General features: G+C 39.2%; 15 protein-coding genes and 1 tRNA gene. 6 read left to right on the top strand and 10 right to left on the bottom strand.

What is annotated here, in order from left to right; genetic code table 11:
• The first annotated feature begins 51 nt into the window (after window positions 1-51).
• Window positions 52-4482: a translocation/assembly module TamB domain-containing protein gene (locus tag IZT61_RS18165; RefSeq protein WP_196098440.1), complete on the top strand. Its 4431-nt coding sequence runs from the start codon at window positions 52-54 to the stop codon at window positions 4480-4482.
• A 421-nt stretch (window positions 4483-4903) separates the two neighbouring features.
• On the opposite strand, the gene IZT61_RS18160 is transcribed toward IZT61_RS18165, so the two are convergent.
• The 3 genes from IZT61_RS18160 to IZT61_RS18150 form a co-directional block, all read right to left on the bottom strand.
• Window positions 4904-6115: a bifunctional 3,4-dihydroxy-2-butanone-4-phosphate synthase/GTP cyclohydrolase II gene (locus tag IZT61_RS18160; protein WP_196098439.1), complete on the bottom strand. Its 1212-nt coding sequence runs from the start codon at window positions 6113-6115 to the stop codon at window positions 4904-4906.
• A gap of 183 nt (window positions 6116-6298) precedes the next feature.
• Complete coding sequence (locus IZT61_RS18155; protein ID WP_196098438.1) at window positions 6299-7729, bottom strand: LptF/LptG family permease; 1431 nt, start codon at window positions 7727-7729, stop codon at window positions 6299-6301.
• 30 nt (window positions 7730-7759) lie between these two features.
• Window positions 7760-8140: an START-like domain-containing protein gene (locus tag IZT61_RS18150; protein ID WP_196098437.1), complete on the bottom strand. Its 381-nt coding sequence runs from the start codon at window positions 8138-8140 to the stop codon at window positions 7760-7762.
• 134 nt (window positions 8141-8274) lie between these two features.
• On the opposite strand from IZT61_RS18150, the gene IZT61_RS18145 reads away from it, so the two are divergent.
• A tRNA-Met gene (locus IZT61_RS18145) sits at window positions 8275-8351 on the top strand.
• Here the strand turns inward: IZT61_RS18145 and IZT61_RS18140 are convergent.
• Together IZT61_RS18140 and IZT61_RS18135 are read right to left on the bottom strand one after the other, a co-directional pair.
• On the bottom strand, window positions 8308-9861 hold the full coding sequence (locus tag IZT61_RS18140; protein ID WP_196101356.1) for a recombinase family protein: 1554 nt from the start codon (window positions 9859-9861) through the stop codon (window positions 8308-8310). The two genes, IZT61_RS18145 and IZT61_RS18140, sit on opposite strands and share 44 nt — an antisense overlap.
• Window positions 9858-10013: a hypothetical protein gene (locus IZT61_RS18135; protein WP_196098436.1), complete on the bottom strand. Its 156-nt coding sequence runs from the start codon at window positions 10011-10013 to the stop codon at window positions 9858-9860. Before IZT61_RS18135 ends, IZT61_RS18140 begins: the two co-directional genes overlap by 4 nt.
• A 662-nt stretch (window positions 10014-10675) precedes the next feature.
• Between IZT61_RS18135 and IZT61_RS18130 the strand changes: the two genes are divergently transcribed.
• A complete protein-coding gene (locus IZT61_RS18130) occupies window positions 10676-10981 on the top strand; it encodes a hypothetical protein (protein WP_196098435.1) in 306 nt (101 codons plus the stop codon).
• 908 nt (window positions 10982-11889) lie between these two features.
• Here the strand turns inward: IZT61_RS18130 and IZT61_RS18125 are convergent.
• Entirely contained in the window at window positions 11890-12090 is a 201-nt protein-coding gene (locus IZT61_RS18125) for a hypothetical protein (RefSeq protein ID WP_196098434.1), read from the bottom strand.
• 668 nt (window positions 12091-12758) lie between these two features.
• On the opposite strand from IZT61_RS18125, the gene IZT61_RS18120 reads away from it, so the two are divergent.
• Entirely contained in the window at window positions 12759-14192 is a 1434-nt protein-coding gene (locus IZT61_RS18120) for a DNA/RNA non-specific endonuclease (RefSeq protein WP_196098433.1), read from the top strand.
• A gap of 511 nt (window positions 14193-14703) precedes the next feature.
• On the opposite strand, the gene IZT61_RS18115 is transcribed toward IZT61_RS18120, so the two are convergent.
• Window positions 14704-14940 (bottom strand): hypothetical protein, encoded by a 237-nt coding sequence (locus IZT61_RS18115; protein WP_196098432.1) that lies wholly within the window; start codon window positions 14938-14940, stop codon window positions 14704-14706.
• Window positions 14941-14959: 19 nt separating this feature from the next.
• On the opposite strand from IZT61_RS18115, the gene IZT61_RS18110 reads away from it, so the two are divergent.
• On the top strand, window positions 14960-15199 hold the full coding sequence (locus tag IZT61_RS18110) for a cold-shock protein (RefSeq protein ID WP_196098431.1): 240 nt from the start codon (window positions 14960-14962) through the stop codon (window positions 15197-15199).
• Between the two features lie 45 nt (window positions 15200-15244).
• On the opposite strand, the gene IZT61_RS18105 is transcribed toward IZT61_RS18110, so the two are convergent.
• The gene (locus tag IZT61_RS18105) at window positions 15245-15760 is read right to left on the bottom strand and encodes an RNA polymerase sigma factor (RefSeq protein WP_196098430.1); all 516 of its coding nucleotides are present in this window, start codon (window positions 15758-15760) and stop codon (window positions 15245-15247) included.
• Window positions 15761-16783: 1023 nt separating this feature from the next.
• Here IZT61_RS18105 and IZT61_RS18100 point away from each other — a divergent pair.
• Complete coding sequence (locus IZT61_RS18100) at window positions 16784-17305, top strand: hypothetical protein (RefSeq protein ID WP_196098429.1); 522 nt, start codon at window positions 16784-16786, stop codon at window positions 17303-17305.
• 464 nt (window positions 17306-17769) lie between these two features.
• Here IZT61_RS18100 and IZT61_RS18095 read toward each other — a convergent pair whose 3' ends face one another.
• The gene (locus IZT61_RS18095) at window positions 17770-18018 is read right to left on the bottom strand and encodes a hypothetical protein (protein ID WP_196098428.1); all 249 of its coding nucleotides are present in this window, start codon (window positions 18016-18018) and stop codon (window positions 17770-17772) included.
• Between the two features lie 747 nt (window positions 18019-18765).
• Window positions 18766-20049 carry an HlyD family efflux transporter periplasmic adaptor subunit gene (locus IZT61_RS18090; RefSeq protein WP_196098427.1) on the bottom strand — a complete coding sequence of 428 codons (1284 nt, stop codon included), beginning with the start codon at window positions 20047-20049 and terminating at the stop codon, window positions 18766-18768.
• Window positions 20050-20160: the final 111 nt, after the last annotated feature.

The following is a 20160-nucleotide window of genomic DNA, read 5'->3' as shown; positions in this document are numbered from 1 at the left end:
ATTATTAAAAAACTATTTAAAATACTCCTTTGGGTAATTGCATCAATAATTTTGCTGCTAGCGCTTATTATTTTTTCATTACAGTTTAAGTCTGTTCAAACTTATCTTGCCCAAAAAACGGCAGCATATTTATCAAAAGAACTTAAAACTACTGTATCAATCAAGAGCCTTTACATCAAACCTTTCAAATCTATCGTTCTTGAAGATTTACTGGTACTCGATATGCAAAAAGACACTTTATTGCGTACACCTCAGTTTATGGTCGATATTAATCGGTTATCAATCGACAAAAGAATAATCGACATTAATACCGTTCAAATCAATAACGGGCAGTTTTTCCTAAAGGATTTCAAAGATAAGTCTTCTAATCTCGATTTCATCATCAATTACTTCGATTCTGGTAAACCTACTGTAAAGAAAAAGAAATCAGAGCCGTACAATGTAAATTTAGGTCGGGTGATATTGAATAAGTTTGCTTTTAGATACAAAAATTTCACAGCAAAAGATACGGTTCAAGGGCGGAGCGTAAATTTTGATAATGTTGATGTTAAAGATTTGAGCGGCATTTTTGAGGGGCTTGATGTGAAAGACCATTTGTTAAAAACGAACATCAAAAATCTTACCCTTAAAGAAAAAAGCGGTTTTTATTTAAAAAACCTGACCGCTCAAACCACGATTGATAGTAATGCAATCGAGCTTAAAAACCTCCTGCTCGAAACTTCGCGAAGCCGCTTAACTAACTATTATCAAATGAAGTTTAAGACTTATCGCGACTTCAACCACTATATTGATAAGGTTCGGATGAAGGCTGTGTTTAAAGATAGCCACCTGAGCTCGAGGGATGTTGCCTTTTTTGCGCCGGAGCTGAACGACATGAAGCTCGACATCGACATCGACGGACAGATAACGGGCCTGGTAAATAATTTAAGAGCCAAAAAACTTTCGTTAAAAGCTGGTAAGGCCACTTACATTAAAGGAGATTTTGTTTTAAAAGGGCTTCCGAAATGGAAAGAAACCTTTATGGACCTAAAAATTGAGATGGCGGGTACGAACAAGACGGATCTTGATGAAGTTTTGGGCGGAATTACGAACAGCAAAAAGAAATTGATTCCTGTAATTGTAAGTAAGTTCGGCAACATTAATTTTAATGGAAGTTTTACAGGTTTCCAGAACGACTTTATTGCCTACGGCGAATTTAAAACCAAGCTTGGCCGTCTGGTTTCGGATGTTAACATGAAAATTGACAAAAATGAGGTTCCATCTTATACCGGAAATATCAAGTCGTACGATTTTAATATTGGCAGCTTGTTAGATGAGAAAAGCCTGGGCAGGATTACTTCATCATTATATGTTAAAGGCAGGGGAACGGAGCTGAAAGATTTATCGGAGAAGATAAACGGCGATGTTAGCTACATTGATTTCAATGGCTACAGGTACCGAAACGTAAAAATAGACGGCAAGTTTGACAAGAAGTACTTCGATGGGAAACTTACGATAAACGACAAAAACGTTAAGCTGGCTTTTGATGGAGGCGTAAATTTAAATCCAAAACTTCCGGTATTTAATTTTAATGCAACCATTTCGAGGGCAAAGCTCAAGGCTTTAAAATTATTGAAGGATTCGTTAATGGTGGATGCCAAGTTTAGCACGAACTTTTCGGGAACGAACCTTAACAATATTGAGGGCAGTTTAATGGTTCAGGAGATCAGGTTGCAAAATCCGAAAGGCGTTTACAATGTAGATTCCGTGCAATTGATTGCTAATGGAACCGGTGCCAGCCGCAATTTGAACATCAAATCGGATATTTTGGACGCGAGTATTACCGGCGAGTATGATTTGAACTCGATTGTTTCGTATTACAAGGCCATTGCCAAAACGTATATCCCATCTTTACAGGCCGATATTTTTAAGTATAAAAACCAAATTTTTAAGTTTAACCTAAAAGTGAAGAAATTTGAGCCGCTGGCCCAATTAATATCACCGGGACTGGCCTTGGATGATGGCGCAACTTTAATCGGTAATTTTGATTCGAGAAACAATACGGCAACGCTAAACGGTTATGTAAAAACGCTGAAGTATAACGGAATTGTGGTAAATAACATCATCCTCGATGAAAATACTACGCCGCAGCAGCTTCAGTTAATTGTTACCTCCGATCGGGTACAGTTAAATGACAGTTTATTTATAAAGGATGTAAACATTTCGAATATTCTGCGCAACGATAGTTTGGCATTCAACGTGAAAATGTCTAATTCAGATGAAGCCAACCAGCTGGATTTGAATGGGCTGGTAGAATTTACAAAAAATCAAGATACTACAGCCCGGTTGAGTGTGCTTCCATCGATATTAAAAATTAATGATGAGGAATGGCGAATACAAGAAAAGGTTCGCATTGTGCTCAACAACGGCAAAACGCAGATCAGCAATTTCGACCTTACGAATGGCATCCAACAGCTTACTATTGATGGGTTGATCTCAGAAGATCCGAAAGATTTGATTGAAGTGGGCTTTAAAGATTTTAACCTAAAAACCCTTAATCCTTTTACCAAGGGCTTTGGCGTTAAACTGAGTGGTGCGGTTAATGGCAAAACGAATTTATACGGCATTTTGAAAGCACCGAGAGTGAGCGACGACATCAAGATTGATTCGCTGAACTTTAACGATATCTACATCGGAACGTTAACAGATACTTCTTCTTTTAGCAACGCCACCAATAAGGTAACCCTGTTTACAAGGGTGACCACGCGAGATTCGGAAACTTTTAAGCTAACCGGCGATTTGGATTTAAAGGCGAAGGAGATTGATCTGGAACTGAGAATGAACGACAGTAAACTGACGATTTTGGAGCCTTTCGTTAAGCAGCTTGTATCGAACCTAAAGGGCAACATATCTGCCGATTTAACGGTTAAGGGTAATTTTGATAAGCCTAAAATTAACGGTACGCTTGAGCTGGATAAAGGGCAGCTGATGGTGAATTACCTCAAAACTACTTACGTTATTACTGATGAGGTAACCGTTGAAAACAGTGTGATCAACCTCAAAGATTTTAAGCTGAACGACCTTGAAGGACACGAGGCGATAGGTAACGGAAGTGTCGATTTAAACGACATTAACGACCCAACGTTGAATGTAACCTTAAGAGCGAATAGTTTTATGGCGCTGAATACTACCGCCAAAGACAACTCTGTTTATTATGGTAAAGCTTACGGAACAGGCGTTTTTAAGTTCAACGGGCCAACCAGTAAAATGAAAATTGATATTAATGCGAAAACCGAAAAGGGAACGGTGTTCAATTTGCCATTAAATAGCTCCGAAACAATTTCTGACAAGGATTTTATCAATTTTGTAAGCAGAGATTCTACGGTATTGGTTAAAAAAACGACCAACTTTGATGGGTTGACGCTTACATTTAAACTGAGTATCGACCCAAATACCACGGCCAACATTTATACTACTTTAGGTAATTTAAGTGGAAAGGGAAATGCAGACCTGAATTTGAATATTAACAGTTTGGGTGATTTTGAAATGTCGGGCGATTACATTATTGAAACTGGTAGCTTCGATTTTACTGCCCAGGAGGTAATTAACAAAAAATTCGAGATCAGGCAGGGCGGAACTATCCGATGGACGGGAAACCCTACGGCGGCGCAAATCAACCTGAAAGCAGTTTATGCGTTAAGGGCCAATTTGAGTGACCTTTTTAAAGCGGCCAACCGCGACGCGAGTAGCAATGCAAACCAACGGGTCGACACGGAAGTAGAAATGGGACTAACCGGACTCCTGCTTCAGCCGGATATTAAACTCGATATTGATTTTCCGTCGCAGCCTTCAATCAAAGAACAGCTGCAAACGTACTTTAGCGACCAGAACAACCTGAATCTTCAGGCCTTTAGTTTAATTATCAGAAGGAGTTTTGCACCTGGAAACGGGGGCGAATCCATAGGTAACCAACTGAGCTCAACCGCAACAAGCACGGCGACTGAGCTGGTATTTAATCAGTTCAACAACGTGCTTTCGTCGCTTAACCTGAACTTTGTTGATTTGAACGTTCGGTCGTTAAGTGAGGCCAATGCTTCTTTCAAATTCTTTAACGATCGGTTAATTGTTAATGCGGGTATTGTTGACAGAAACAGTTTGAACGATTTTACGGTGATCGATTTCTCAAAAAATAATGTGGGTAGCGAGGTTGAGGCTTTGTTCCTGATTAAAAAAGACGGAAGCCTGATCGGTAAAGTGGCCAATAAACCTCAAACACAACAAAGTATTTTCTTAAACAGTGGTATAAGTCCAACCGCAAACGTGACCTCGTTTGGCCTGGTTTACACGCAGCAGTTCGACACCTTTAAAGAGTTTATTCAGAAAATATCGGGTTCTTATCGCCGTAACTTAAAGAGAAAGCAATCGGAAGCGCCAGCTAAAACGAACAGGCCGATCAATAAAGATGCGATCATCAATCAGGAAAAAAATAAGCAGAGGAGGTAGTTTGGAGCGTGGAGTTTTCAGTTGGGAATTCTCAGTTGGCAGTTTTCAGTTGTGAGTTCTCAGTAAAAAATCAATGAGTTTCCACATTAAAGCAATCGCTTATCAAATGCCGTCAGTTTTCGGCCAGTGCTTTTTAGCGCAATTTGTCATTCTGAGCATCGCGAAGAATCTCTAACCCGATTAGCAGCAAACCAATCGCCTACCACAAGCTCAGTAAGGGTCAGTGCTTTTCTAGTGAAATTTGTCATTCTGAGCATCGCGAAGAATCTCTAACCGATTAGCAGCAAACCAATCGCCTACCACAAGCTCAGTAAGGGTCAGTGCGCTTTTAAACTAACCGACTCTGTAGCCGAGGGATTCTTCCTTCGTCAGAATGACAGGACTAGTTGAAGGAATTGTGAACTGCTAACTGCCAACTGACTTATCCTTTCATAATGGAGTGGCCCATTTTGTCTCTTTTGGTGGTTAAGTAGCGTTCGTTATGCACATTGCTTGCAATTTCGATAGGAATATTTTCTACAACTTCTAAACCGTAACCAATTAAGCCTGCCCTTTTTGTAGGGTTGTTGCTCATCAGCTTCATTTTGGTAACGCCTTCTGAACGTAAAATTTGCGCACCAACGCCATAATCACGTTCATCGCCTTTAAAGCCCAGTTTAATGTTGGCTTCAACGGTGTCAAAACCTGCGTCTTGCAGATTGTAAGAACGCAGCTTATTAATTAATCCGATACCTCGCCCCTCCTGGTTCATGTAAACTACAATGCCCTTGCCCTCTTTCTCGATCATTTCTAGCGCTTTATGCAACTGAGGTCCGCAATCGCAGCGGCACGAACCGAAGATATCGCCTGTTACGCATGAACTGTGCACACGTGCGAGGATGGGTTCGTCAACATTCCAGCTGCCTTTAGAAATTGCCAGATGTGTGGCGTTGTTATCCAATTGCGTGTAGGCGGTCATTTTAAAGTCGCCCCAGGCGGTTGGCAAATCAATAGAAACTTCTTGTTTAATTAAACTATCAATGTTTAAGCGATAGGCAATGAGGTCTTCAATAGAAATAATTTTTAATTGGTGTTGCTCGGCAATCTTAAATAAGTCTGGTAGCCTGGCCATTTCACCATCTTCTTTCAAAATCTCTACCAACACACCGGCGGGCTTCATTCCGGCCAACCGGGCCAAATCAACAGCGGCCTCGGTATGTCCTGCACGACGGATTACACCACCATCTTTAGCTATTAACGGGAAGATGTGCCCCGGCCTGCCCAATTCTTCGGGATTGGTTTTAGGGTTTACAAGCGCCAGCATCGTTTTAGAACGGTCGCTTGCCGAAATTCCGGTTGTGCAACCGTGGCCAACCAAATCAACCGATACGGTAAAATTTGTTTCGTAGGCAGCCGTGTTTTTGCCAACCATTAAATTCAGGTTGAGCTCCTTGCAGCGTTCTTCTGTTAAGGGCGCACAAATTAGCCCTCTGCCGTAAGTAGCCATGAAATTAATCACCTCGGGGGTTGCATTTTCGGCAGCGGTTAGGAAATCGCCCTCATTTTCCCTGTTTTCATCATCAACAACAATGATCACCTTACCGGCCTTGATGTCGGCGATAGCCTCTTCTATTGTATTTAATTTCGTTTGCATTTTAATTAAAGCATATTTTCGCAGCTATAGATTACTGTATATTCTGATGGTTGATAGCGCACTAAGCATCAGACTTTTGTCCATTATAATTAACTTAATTTACAATCTACAAGCTTGCATACAAAGGTACAACCTTATTAAGCATTCTTCTGATTAAAATATCATTTGGAAGTAAAGGTAACTTTACGCTATTTGCTTGTTCCGTTTAAACAACTTTACAAAAAGTTGCTTATAAAAATTGATATCAAACAATGCCGAATCGACTGTTGCTTTATAAGTTAGAAAGGCAGCCAACGGCGAGAGAACAATTGCGGCAGTCCACATAGCCAAAATCGGATTTAAATTTCCTTCTTTAGCCGATTTTTCGGCAACGGTGGTAATAATGTGGTAAATCAAGAAAAAGGAAACGGCCGTAACCACGGGAAGTCCCATTCCTCCTTTTCGGATAATTGCACCCAGTGGAGCACCGATAAAAAACAGCAAAATACAGGATGCGGCCAAGGTAAATTTACGCTGATATTCTATGGTGGTAAAAATGATCTCCCTGTTCAATTCCGTTTGTCGCGGGCCCCAGTTGGGCAGGTTTTGCATAATGCCCGAGACAATATTTGTTGCATTCTCCAGGCTTTGTTTACGCGATCCGTTTGGAATGTCTTTAAGGATCACATCGTTGAGCTGCTTGGGTGCGGTTTTATATTTGGTGTAGCCTTTAGTAATATTAAACTGCTTAAAATTACCCGTTAAGCTTGCGATAGCGTTTGTTTTCACGGTATCGAGTTGCCGTGTTAACAAATCTCTTTTTTTCACAATGCCCTTTAAATCTAACATTGGAGTACTGTTTCCAAACGCATTTGGGTCGGTCCGGTCGGGATCGAAAGAAGACATATCGAACTGGGGGGCGGTTTCCTTAAACCGTCGGCGTGAAAAAATCTGCCGGGGATTGTACATTCCGCTATTTTTGGCCTGCTCTTCGTATTGCACGCCATCTTTAAGCTTAAGAATCAAGAATTTCCCATCGGCGGTTTTCTCCATTTTCCCCTGCTTGGCCAGAATTACCTTTGGGATAGCGCTATTATCTTTATGGTCGTAAATCATAATTCCATGCAACATGCCGTCTTCATCCTTGCTATCTACGCGGATGGAGTAGCCCGGAATTGCGTTGTTAAACACCCCCGGTTTGATCAGGAAAGAGAGTTTTTTATTTCTAACGTCGTATAGTAATGAACCGAATTTTAGATTGGCTTTTGGAAGCATGTAATTCGAGAACAGGAAAGAAGCAACGGTAAGCATTAAAATCACCACGAGAAGCGGTCGCATCGCTTTTTGCAGCGATATTCCAGCCGACTTAATTGCTACAAGTTCGTAGTTTTCGCCGAGGGTACCAAAAGTCATGATGGAGGAAAGCAAAACGGAGAGTGGCAGCGCCATAGAAACGTTTGCCGCGGAGGCATAGTACATCAGTTCTAATATGGTGTACCATTCGAAGCCCTTGCCTATTAAATCATCAATCCACTTAAACAAGAAAAACATCAATAAGATAAACATTACAACAAAAAACGTTGCAATAAATGGCTTAACGAATGCTTTTATTAAAAGAAGATGTATTTTTTTCACCTTACAAAGGTAAACATTGCGTAACTATTATTACGCACCTAAAACACTAATAAGATAATCGATTTGGTTATCCCAGATCAATTTTTTTTCAGCAAGCAGGTCCTCGGTGGCAAAATCGGTAATGGAAAGTGCAACATCGTTGGTGAGCTCGTCTTGAACGATTTCCATTTCGAAATAACACTGCGGTTCATCGTCGAGCCACTTAAACTTCACTAATTTATTTTCTTTTACAGAAACTAACTTGGCCTTTTGCTGCTCGTCGTCCCAGGTGAAGGTATAAACCTGATCACGAAAATTCACATCGTCGGCAAACCATTGCGATAAGCCATTGGGCTCACTGATGAAACTGTACAATATTCTTGGCGACGATTTAACCTCGTACTCTAGCGTAAATTTTTTCTTTTCTGCCATGTTAACTCATTACCAGAACAAAATCCGGATTATTTTTTTATTTATTTTTCTAAAGAAAGGTAAATTATTCTATATTTGCAACTCCAAAAAATAACCACCTAAATATTTGATAATATAAGCAAATATTTTAACTCGGCGGGGTAGCTCAGATGGTTAGAGCGCAGGATTCATAACCCTGAGGTCGGCAGTTCGATCCTGCTCCCCGCTACCATAGTGGGCAAATCAAATTTTTGTTTGGTTTGCCCCTTTTTTTTGCCCTCAAAAACGGCCTTTAAAGTGCCTAGAACGCGTACAGCCTCATTCATTCGAACAGTTCGATGTTGTGTTCCGTCAAAAGTGAGTTTTTGGGGATAGATCGAACTAATTAATCGCCTTTTTCCTTCAGAATCTGCCTCTATATATGTTTCATGAAGGTTTTTAAGCAATCCAGTGGCTTTTCCGATTAATTCACCAATATTCTCTTTTCCCCTGGATAAATCGATGAGTCTATTTTCAAGAATAAGGATATTTCTTTCACAGTCTGATTTTATTTTCCTGTACTCAAAATCAAGAATTACATCATTCAGCATTTTGTCCCTAGCCTTAGAAATTCTATTATTAAACTCCTCCAGTTGTTTTTTTACATTTGACAATTCATTATTATCTTCACTTGCAAAAGCTTGATAAACCTGTTTCAAAATCATAACATAGGCCTCATGCAACAGTGGATCTATAGTATATTTTTTTAACTCCTCCACAAAAAGCTTATTGACTTTTTCCGCGTTATATCTCACTCCACATTTCGAAAAGCAATGGTAATAGTGATAGTGCTTGCTATAACCTTTTGAAGCACTACCTGAAAGCATGTAGCCGCACTTTGGACATATCAGAAAGCCACGCAACGGAAGTGCATCAGGAGAAGATATAGTCGTCCTTTTTGGCTTGTTTCTGCCGTTCAAAACATCCATAGCTTTATAAAAGATTCTTTCCGAAACTATCGCTTTATGTTGCCCCATAACAGTATGGGCTTCCTCCTCCTTATATTTCGCAATGGGTATCCTACCACAGTAAATGGGATTTCTAATGATCTGCCAAAAATTTTTTCTACCTGTCTTCAGCCCTTTATCCGCTGCTGCTTTCCAGATCTGATCGATGAACCACTTTCCAGTAGATAATTCGTCATATACCCACTTCATTATCGACGCCTGGGGCTCTACAGGACAAATATACTTTCGCCCGTCTTCGGTTACTTTGTTAGTATAACCTATGGGAGCAGGCCCCATCCATCGCCCTTCCTTCCTTGCTCTTCTCATTCCATGAAAAGTATTGAGCGCCCTTCTATCATTCTCAACCTCGGGAGCTGCGAGATAGAAAGCCAGCATCATTTTGTTTTCAGGAATGGAGATATCAAGAGGCTGCTCAATGGCCTGAGGTTCTATACCGAGATCAGCCAAAATTTTTATCATCTGGTAGGCGTCCCCCGCATTTCTACTGAATCTGTCCCACTTGGTGAAAAGTACCAAATCCGTTTGTCCTCTCTTCTTTTTTAGATCAGTCAATAATTTTTGCCACGCGGGCCGCACGAAGCTTTTGGCGGAATGGTCCTCAAAAACGACTTTCCTCACTTTGATATCTCTGGCGAAACAATATTTCTGAAGAACCTCCTCTTGGTTGCGTTGCGAATATCCCTTATCAGCCTGTTCATCAGTGCTTACTCTAATATATAAATCTGCTGTAATCATCTTTTTAAAACTTGCTCTACTTCCAAAATAGCTAAAATATATAGCAAATCCAAGATTTCCTTAGCTTGATTTATAGACATTTTTACACCTTTTTTCTTTAACATTTCCATTAATTTCTCAGGGGTAATTCGCTCTATCGGAAGATGTCTCATAAGCTGTGGATAAACCTAAAATTAATTACACGTTAAATGATCATTTGTATATTACGTTCGGGATCCCGTGCTTTTTTGCCATATGTACTACTCTGGAATTATGCAAGTTGGATTTATACCTTTTTTTCAGAATAGTGATTCGGATATTTTTTTGAAATCAAAATTTATCGGTAGAAGCAAATTAGCATTACGCTATGGTGGGGTCCACAAGCCACAGGTGAGTGCTGGCCATTGTAAAAGCATTTTTATAAATTCGTTCCAATCTTGACGATAAATTAAAGCAGATGATAGCAGAACCTAGTCAGGCCTTTAGCTACTATGATGCTAATTTTGCTCGAAACTTAGATAACTTCCGACTTTTCATCTTTTTAGAATACATTACCAATTGGATATTGCAGAATTTTTGGATGATTTATTAGTGTTTTAAGTATTTCCGAGTTCCGAGGAAATACCCGACCTCAAGGGCGCAAGATTTTTTTGTGTATACAAAAATACATCTTGCAAAACACCCGTGTGGTTAAAGTATTTCTTTAAGTGACGTTAGACATGTCAACGATAACCCGATTAAGCTTGAGTCAAATATTTTCAAAAGAAATAAAAAGCGGTCGATTTGTAAGATTCTGATATATGCCTCTGCATCAAACTCAACTGTATCTGCTTTAATGCGCATAATTTGTTTTGTGGCGCTTACAATCACCTCCTCGATCTGGAACCTCATCCCTGCCGATCCATCATTCAATAGCCGTAAGAATGACAAACTGCCAAGGATTGAAGATTACTTTGATGGATATTATCTGCTGCAAAAAACAGCTGTCAAAGTCACGATTGAAAACTATCCAAACGAGCCGATAATGGAAGATTACCTGAGCCTGTTGCCGAATGCTGATGCGCAGCAATTGCGTGAAATAGATTTGAGGAAAAGGTTTTTAAAAAATATACAGCCCGTTGCTTACCATTGCGAACAATAATGGTTTTGAATATGTGAGGAAATTTTTGTAGAAGTAGCCTAGAAAAAACGCAATCCTATTTTCTCCAATATAGCGTTAACCTGATCCGCTGCATACCGGCAGAAAAATCATGTTCAGATCAGCATGCACCGCCTCATTTCCCCAAAGTGTTTCCTGATTGAGGTAGCTTTACCCCTCAAAAGGAACCGTCTTCGGCCTTTCATCAGCCTGGTTAGCTTTGCCGAATGTTTTAACAAGTTATTCGCTGATCCGCAAATATTCACCCAAATAGATTTCCAGTTTCCCACCCTCTTCATTCCGGCTCTGCAGCACGTCTTTCAAGTCTCCATAACGGCCCTTCTCCCAGTCGTAAGAAACTAACCGCAATAGCGAACCCTTTGGCGTATAAAAATATTTTGCATAAACCGGGAGTGCACCAGCCGCCTTACGCTGAACAATAATGGGGTTTACCGTCGATAACGATCTGCAGGAGGATAGTACTCCTTAGAAAGCGACACATTATAGGAAAGAAATTTTGCATCAGGATCAAGCTTCTTTTCAAAAGCAATCACTTCAGCAACTTTGCACTGTTTCGTCCAAACACTTTCTTGGGCAAAAACTGCCCCGCTGCAAAAAACAGTACGAGCATAAACATTATTATTTTCATGGGCATCAAGTTATAAGGTAGGTTCTAAAAAAAATCAATTCATATTCTTTCGGGAATGAAATAATGCTGAAATCTCCTCGTAATGGATAAACTGAAAATTAATCTCTGGGTTTAGCAATATACCCTTATTCTATGGGTTGGGATCCTGGTAATATTGGAAAGGGCCTGATAATAATTAGAAATTGCGGTATATGTTAATATATCAACATAGCCGTTGGCATTCCATTTATCGGTACGGGTTAATCCGCCAAGGCTATCAATTTTAGATATATCGAAGTGGAAACGCCATATCTTTAGGGATAAGCATATCGCCCCCTCCTTTATAGATGCTACTTTTGAGCTGTTTTTCCTGGCTAATTGCTACAGACATCTTTTGCCCAATCAGATTTAGGTAAACGCTTTGGCCGTAACCTGCTATGCCAGCAACCACAAGGGTAATTAAAATGAATAGTTTTTTTAGCATGAAGTGCGTAATTAATGCTCAATAATAATTAATTGTTTCAGGATACTAGGTATACCCTCCTTCTTTTGTTTAGATTTATCGGATTTAAAAAAAACACCTAACAGGTTCCAGATCAAAGGAATAATTTAATTAGAGTTACTTTAGGGCGAATTTGATGAGGTCTGGGTAGTTGACCTTAAGCGACAGAGCGAAAATTACCAGTCTTTTTTACCGAACAGATCACCCAAATAGCTTGCCACTAACAGTAGGCTTACAAACTATCGAACCTAGAATAATTGTATACATTTAGCATTTCTCTTTCTTCAGTTACAATCCGGTTGGTTTTGGTTCGCTGGTATTATATCCTAATACTAAACCTGCTATCTATATTTTTCGTAAGCCTTAAAAACAAGCTCTTTTACAATATCTTGTATGCTTTGCTCACCGTCCTCTTCGAATCTAGACATTATTACCGAAAACAATTGTTCGCCAATATCTTCGCTGCCTTGCGAAAGTTTGCGACCCAAAAATAAGGAGTAAAGGGGAATCGACCTGTAAAAGTCAACGGGCATTTAACCTTTCAAAGGTCTTGTTAATATTAAATTAACATAACAGCTATTTTTTATTGATACCTTCGTCATGCATTTTAAAATGATCTGATTAGCGCCACTCGTTAGACATTAAAAACAATGAAATTTAAAAACATCCTTATCTATTCAGGATTTATTGGAGTCCTGTCCCTGTCTGCCTGTTCAAAAAAAACAGCAGTTGAAGAAGAAACTCCAGTGACCCCACCAAAAGCGGCAACTGCGTACGCCATTACCGAAACATTCGAATCTGGAACCAAAGCGAGTTATGCATTAGATAGTGTACAGCTATTGACCGGTAAATGGACATTGAGCGACGCCCTTTTAGGCAACCTTGCCGCGGATGCTAAGAATGGCGCAAAGTCTGTAAGGCTGAGAACAGGCTACCTTTCTATGAATTTTGATATTACAGGAACCAAAATGATTTATGTATCGCATGCCAAATACGGCACAGATGCCAATTCAACTTGGCAGCTACTGGCTTCAACAGATGGTGGAAAGAGTTATGCTCAGCTTGGGACAGATATTAACGAAACCAGTACCATACTCATAACAGATTCATTTAAAGTGAGTACTACCGGAAAAATCCGCTTTCAGATTAAAAAAGCAGGTACCACCAGAATCAATATCGATGATATTAGCTTTAAAGGTACAGGTGATCCCGGTATAACGGTAGGTGCGCCAGATACTGATCCAACAGACAATGGCAATACCGGAACTGCAGCACCGGGAAGAGGTACCCCTGAAGCCGGTGCAGATGCACCCCCAGCAGGCGGCGACAATTCCAACCTATTATTTGGCAATCCTTCAGGTGCCCAGGCCACTATTGTTTCCGCAGAAAATTACTTCATTGATCAAAAATACTATGTAGAGAGCTATAGTGTGACACGCGGCATACCAAATTGGGTAAGCTGGCATTTGGACCCAAACAATTTCAATGGGGCCGTAACCAGAAAAGACGATTTCGCTTCTTTCACGGGCCTGCCTGCGAATTGGTATCAGGTACAAAGCAATAGCTATTCAGGTTCCGGTTTTGACAGAGGCCATAATTGTCCCAGTGGCGACCGGACCAGTTCGAGCAACGCCAATTCAGCGACATTTCTGATGACCAACATGATTCCCCAGGCACCAAACAACAATCAGAAAACCTGGGAATCGTTCGAAAGTTACCTCCGTGCGCAGGCATTAAACGGTTATGAGGTTTATGTAATTATGGGTAGCTACGGCACTGGCGGAATTGGTTCAGCAAGCGCATCGGTAATCAATACCATCAACAACGGGAAAGTAACCGTCCCGTCGAATGTATGGAAAGTGGCCGTACTGTTGAAAACAGGCGATAATGATTTAAGCCGCGTAACGGCTTCAACAAGAGTAATTGCAATTAATACCCCTAATGTGAACACCATTGGTGCCAATTGGAAAAATTATATCGTAACGGTAAAAGATATTGAAAGCGCAACGGGATATAACCTGCTTTCTAATCTGCCACAAAATATTCAGGATGTAGTGGAGAAAGTTAAAGACCCTGGAAACTAATTTCAACAAGATAGATACCTAAGTATAAGCGCATTCAATACCATAACAGCCGAATCCTTAAAACGGTCCGGCTGTTATCATTGGGGTAACGTAGTAGAGTGGGATTTAAAAAGTGTTAACCCTCTTATACCTGTTGTCCATTAATCAAAAGAGGTTTGGTTAACCTAAGATTTTCTACATCCGGAAACCAAAGAGCGAAACTGCGTTAACATGAGCAGAGTCTATGTGGTAATGCCTTTAACAAGTAGTTTACTTTACAGTGGCCTATAAAAAAATAAAAAACGATCCAAAGGAGTGCACTTAAAAGGAAGGCGGCAGTGGATAAAAGGAGTATGCATTGTTCAGTTGTCTAGTTCCGATCAACGAACACGGTATCAAACAGTCCACTACATCGCTTGAAGTTAAAGGACTTTTTGCAACTGTGACTGTTGAGTTAAAGGCTACAGTGGTAAAGTAACAAGAACGGCAACATAAGTTTTATGCAACAAACCCAGAAGAATGGTTACAATGGTTAGAGCAAATTATATGTCGCAACAATCTGTTTGGTTTGTTGTATACGTTTCTTTCCATACTTGCTTAATAGTGCTCCTTTTCGCCTGCCCTGTAGATCTGCCATGCCTGGGGGATAGCGTTCTTCCTGAAGGCTGATGTTGTTCAAAGCTATAAACGAAGGCACCCTAATTACCTCGCTCATTTTGCTACCCAAAGCCGCAAGGGAGCGATTCGTTGTACCCTGCTTTCTTATCATATGATAAGAAAGCAGCATTATGAAAACTATCTTTGAACTTGGTACGTTTATGGCTTTTTATGCCAAACAAATGAGATTAGGAAAGATAAAAATGGTTGATACTTCTAAAGGTATAGGATTTATAGAAGATGAGAATGAGCAGGATATTGCATTCTGCTTGGAGAATACAAATGATAGTTTATGCGCTGGTGATCAAGTCGCATTTGAAATAGTTCTTGGCGAACATGGTCTGATGGCAACGAACATTAAGCAAATTTAACTGTGCTACAAACAAAAGCCACTTCGTGTGGCTCTTTATACAATTTTAATTCATTCTCTGTTTGTACATCTTTAACATTCTAGCCAACTGCTTGCGAGCCTCATGGATTCTTGTTTTAACAGTGCCGAGAGGAATATTGAGTTCTTCAGCTATCTCGTGATACTTATATCCTTCGACATATCTAACAAATGGTATTGAGAGATGAACCGGAAGTTTAGCTAGTGCGCCCTTTATATCACCCAATACAAAGGTTGTTTCTGAACCGTTTTTTGTAGCACTCCTCATAAGATTTGCATATGAGATCTCATCTTCTTGGGTTACTATTAATTGAGTCTTGATGTTCTTGCGGTAATTGTTAATAAACGTATTCTTCATGATAATATACAGCCAACCCTTAAGGTTTGTTCCCTCCTCGAATTTGCCGTAAAATCTTATTGCCTTCAAAATGGTATCTTGCAATAAATCCTTTGCATCATCGAGATCATTGGTGAATTTGATTGCATATGCTTCTAATTCTAAAGTTTGCTCGTGAATGAGTGTGGTAAATTGGCTTGATGTCATTTTGATTTAGTTTAAGGTTATCAATGTCGTAGCAACTTTGAAGCCATCAACGCAGACAGAAATGTAACATCTTCGTATCGATCCCGTTAATATTCTCTTCATACTTATTATCAGGATCTTTACTGAAGCTAAATGACCAATTATAATCTCTTTGAGGCGTTGTCTAAAGCAATAATTTTATTAAATTGCAATTGCGCAGATATTGGTGATATCCAATTATTAAGCCCTTCGTACTAAACAGTGAACACCTCACCCTTTCGTATTTGGCTAAGTTCATATGAGGCATGGAATAATCATTTCATTCAGTAAGAAAGTTGGTTGGGGCTTTATTAAAGACGCTAACGGACAAAAGATAAGATTCAAGATGGAATCCGCTGACATAAAACTTGACGTTAACGACTTGGTCAGTTATGATCACTTGCAACTATTGAAACAGAGCAATAGCACCTACCTCGTTTATACCATTATAATTACACGGGGGAAAGCCTCGGTTAGACTCGGAAGTGAATATGACTGGTCCACAAGTTATTGGTAATCAGAAAATATAAATTTTAAAGTATAAATAAATATCGCAAAAAACTTTGATAAAAGATTGGGTAGTGCTACTTTAGTCCTCGAGAGCGTTAATTTAGATAGCGGGGAAATGGGCTTCGTTCATTCCCCGTTTATTTCATACTCCTTTCCGGCGCCTGATGTAGTGAAGGAAAATTCGCCATTGACTTTTCTAAAAACCCTAAAAATTGACGATCTGCCAGTCGAGGGAAACTTGCATACTATCTGTCTAAGTAACAAACTTGGGTTTGATGACAGTATGAGTGAATTAAAGGAGCATATCTGTTAATAAACCCTAACTCCTATTAGCAAGAACAGAGTGCGTCCGCCTCTATTCAAAATTCAACGGAGGGACTCAGCTTTTGAAAGCACCAGCTGGAACTAGTAATTATGTTCCAATTAAACCGTTGCTGGATGTGGTCGAAGCCACGGCTTCAGTGACAACTATTAATTGTAATTAAAATATCGCATATGATTAACAAACTTCTAACCATCGCTATCCTCATTTTTATGAGCCTGATGGCAACAGCACAAGAACAAATCAAATTAGGCTCGAATGTTCTTTTGGAATTACCTTCAAACGCAGTAAAATATATTGATACTGCAATAGCTAATAGCTTGGCGAAAATTGACCAATCAAAAGCGCCTGCAGATAAATCACTATTAAATAGGTATCGATACAAAGTAGGAAATGCAAAATATCTGTTTTTTCCTCCCGGAAAAGTATCTGATAAACCCACCATGAATAGATTTACCACACTCACAGTTACCAATCCCAAAAGGATTATAAAAAGTGATAGCAGGAAAATTAATGACAATTTTATAACTACTAATTACGCAGAAGGAAGTACGGGATCCATTTTTCGTTTTGTCTGTTATAACGAAAAACAAAATATGAGTTTCAGAGGCTTTATTACATTTCCAACTAACGAAAAAACAAAAACTTTGAAGGAAATAAATTCCCTTTTAGAAAATGTTAAGTTTTTGAACTAAACAAAAACTCCCTTTCATTTTAATTTCATGCCAACTTTATAAATAAATTGAGGTTGCCTACAAAAGAAGGGTGCCCTTTTTACTTTAAGGATGTAAAGTTCTGGGATCCTATAAAAGTTACATTATTTCTACCTGCCAGCATAAACCTCAACAAGTTGCCCTTATCTAGCGACAGGTTTAAATTAGATCGTTAATCATCCTAGCGTTATAGATTTTGGTGATACCCAGGCAGATAGATTGATTTTCCACAATTGCTTTTTTTCCAATTCTACGGCTGCTACAAAAACAGCGCTTATAAAAATCGATTTTTTTCATTTAACGAGCTGATGGACTATGTACTCTATGCGCTCCTTTTATTTTTTTTGTGCATCAACCGTTTTTTTTGCATAAATTTTCTTTGCTTAGGGTGTTCAATGTTTCTCCTGTTAAGCCGGTGGAACTACGATTCTTCAGTAACATTGCCATCAATGAGGGATATAATAATAATTAGGTGCTTGATTAGGCGCCACTGCCCCCATTAGCACTAAAAAAAGCAATTCTGCGCAGTTAAAGCGCCTCGTCCCTTCTTTTAATCCTTGACGAAGTTCTTTCCAAAAGTTGATCCCTGCATAGTTTGATGAGAGATCTTCATGAAAGAAAACAAAACTGCTTGGGCCGCTCAATTGGTTTTTGATATATTCTGCGGTTTGAGTTGAAAATCCAATAAATTGCACCAGCTTGCTTTGTAAGTATTACTGCATAAAGAGTATGATGCATGTCAGTCTAATTGTTCATACCATGTAAATATCGACTATAAAACCCTTGACGAGTCAAACTTCTTAAAAATTGGGTTTCTCACTCAATCCAAGGATACTCGCGGAGTTTGGCCACGATTACTTACCATCAAAGGTAAATCATGTTTGGAGTCAACTAATTCAAATCCCATTTCGGCTACCAGGAGAACGTTGGTTCAACTTGCAAACCACTTATAATTTTCAACAGCTTGAGAAGGGTGTGGTCTTGCATGAACGGGTAAACCTCCCTTAAAGTTTAGGCCTTGGTCTACCAGATTTTTTGATTTCCATCCGCTTTTTCGATAACTGAATTTAAATCAAATTTCACTGAGGAAGATTTTTAAATCGTCTCGCTAGATACCAAACTATGCTTGTTAGGGATTTTTAAGATCGCCTCTCGAGTACGAGTTTAGTGTTTGTCGATAAAAACCAATTTTCTCAACGACTTCTATTAGCTAATTCACGAGCATATTTTAATACATAAGTCACCCAAATGTAGGCTTGAACCACGCGATTTCTGATATAAAACTAGTCAAGAATGGTAAGAAGGGCAGAAGATATTTCAACCTTAATTTTTTGAATAACTCCATAATTACCGATAATAATAACTATTATAAGAATTTTATAATCCTATTTTCGAGTCCCAGAAGTGCAGTAGCAGAACAAAATGATAGGAAAAAAATATTATTATTGACTATGCATCAATTTCTTTATATTCCTAAAAAATCTTTGCAATAACGAACTTTCCTCAGTTATTATTTCAGCATCTGCCTGCATCCCGTTTTTTAATACGATTTTTCTGTTTGAACCCTTATTCTCAAACTCATCAAAACTTACCTTGGCTATAAATACACTATCGCGGTAAGCCACATCCGAGATGTAGGACAATTTTCCCCTGATCATACCATATTGCTCAAATGGGTAGCTCTTTAGTTTCACCATGGTACGTTCACCTAATTTTATCTTGCCCATGTTATATTGTGGGATTTGAATCTCGCCAAAAAAATCGGCATTGCCGGGATTAACTATAAAAACCTCTTGTCCGGAAGCAACATTTTGGTTCTCCTGAACAATACCCGCGAAAGTCAGTTTTCCATCTACTGGAGACATTAAAACATATTGTAATATCCAGTTATCGCATTCCGTTATACATTGGTTTAAGGCTTGTACAAACTTTAATTGTTCCTCGGCAATTGTATGCTTTAAATCGAGCAGCTCCTTTTCCTTTGAGGCGTAACTGCTGGTGTTGTTTAAGAGTGCAGTCTCCGTTTGTTGCAGTGGGTATTTTGCAGCCAGATACTTATTTTCCTGTTGCAAAAACTCACTTCTTGATATTACCTTGTTCTTGTATAGTTTCTGATAAGCCTTATACTCAGCTTCTTGATTTGCATATTCTAGTTCTTGTGTTTTTTGTTGCTTGATAATCTGATTTTTTAATAAGATAATATCTTTTAGGTCTTTCTCCAAAAAAGCCACTCGTTCTAAATAATAGCCTTTGTTTTGAGTAGATAAGTATTGCAGGTATTGCTGATAAAAATTTTGATAGGCACCTTGAACTTCTCCCAAGTTCAGCCCCGTTGGCAGCTCGGAAATATTGTTGCTGTTGCTGAAAATTTTTTCTTGAAAGGTCTTTAGTGTTTTGGTTATTTGCAAAATATCCGCTGGATCGGCAGTAGTCTCAAAATAAGCTAGAGGTTGGTTTTTCTTTACCATTTGACCATTTTCTATCAAAACAGCAGTTAACTTGCCATTCTGCTTAGCAAGAACTGTTTTTGGAGAGTTTAAGCTGTTAATCTTAAGGCTGGTCTTCACCACATCAGGGTATTCTATGAGTGCCGAAAGCAAGATGATGCTGGCCAATATCAGAAATATCAACGTAATGCCCCATCGTAAAATCCACGACGGAACTGCGGTTATGATCTCATGCACTTCTTCACTGTTTTGATATATATATTCTTGTTCTTTAGGCATATTTTAATTTTTAACAACATTGACTAAATCCCCAAATCCGGCCGATTTGCTATAACTTTAATATCTTAGCCTAAATCGGATATCTAATTTAGCTTTGGTTTTTCAGCTTTT

Source organism: Pedobacter endophyticus (assembly GCF_015679185.1).
Taxonomy (GTDB): Bacteria; Bacteroidota; Bacteroidia; order Sphingobacteriales; family Sphingobacteriaceae; genus Pedobacter; species Pedobacter endophyticus.
Note: the sequence above shows the minus strand (reverse complement) of the source record. Positions and strands in the feature narration are given on the sequence as shown.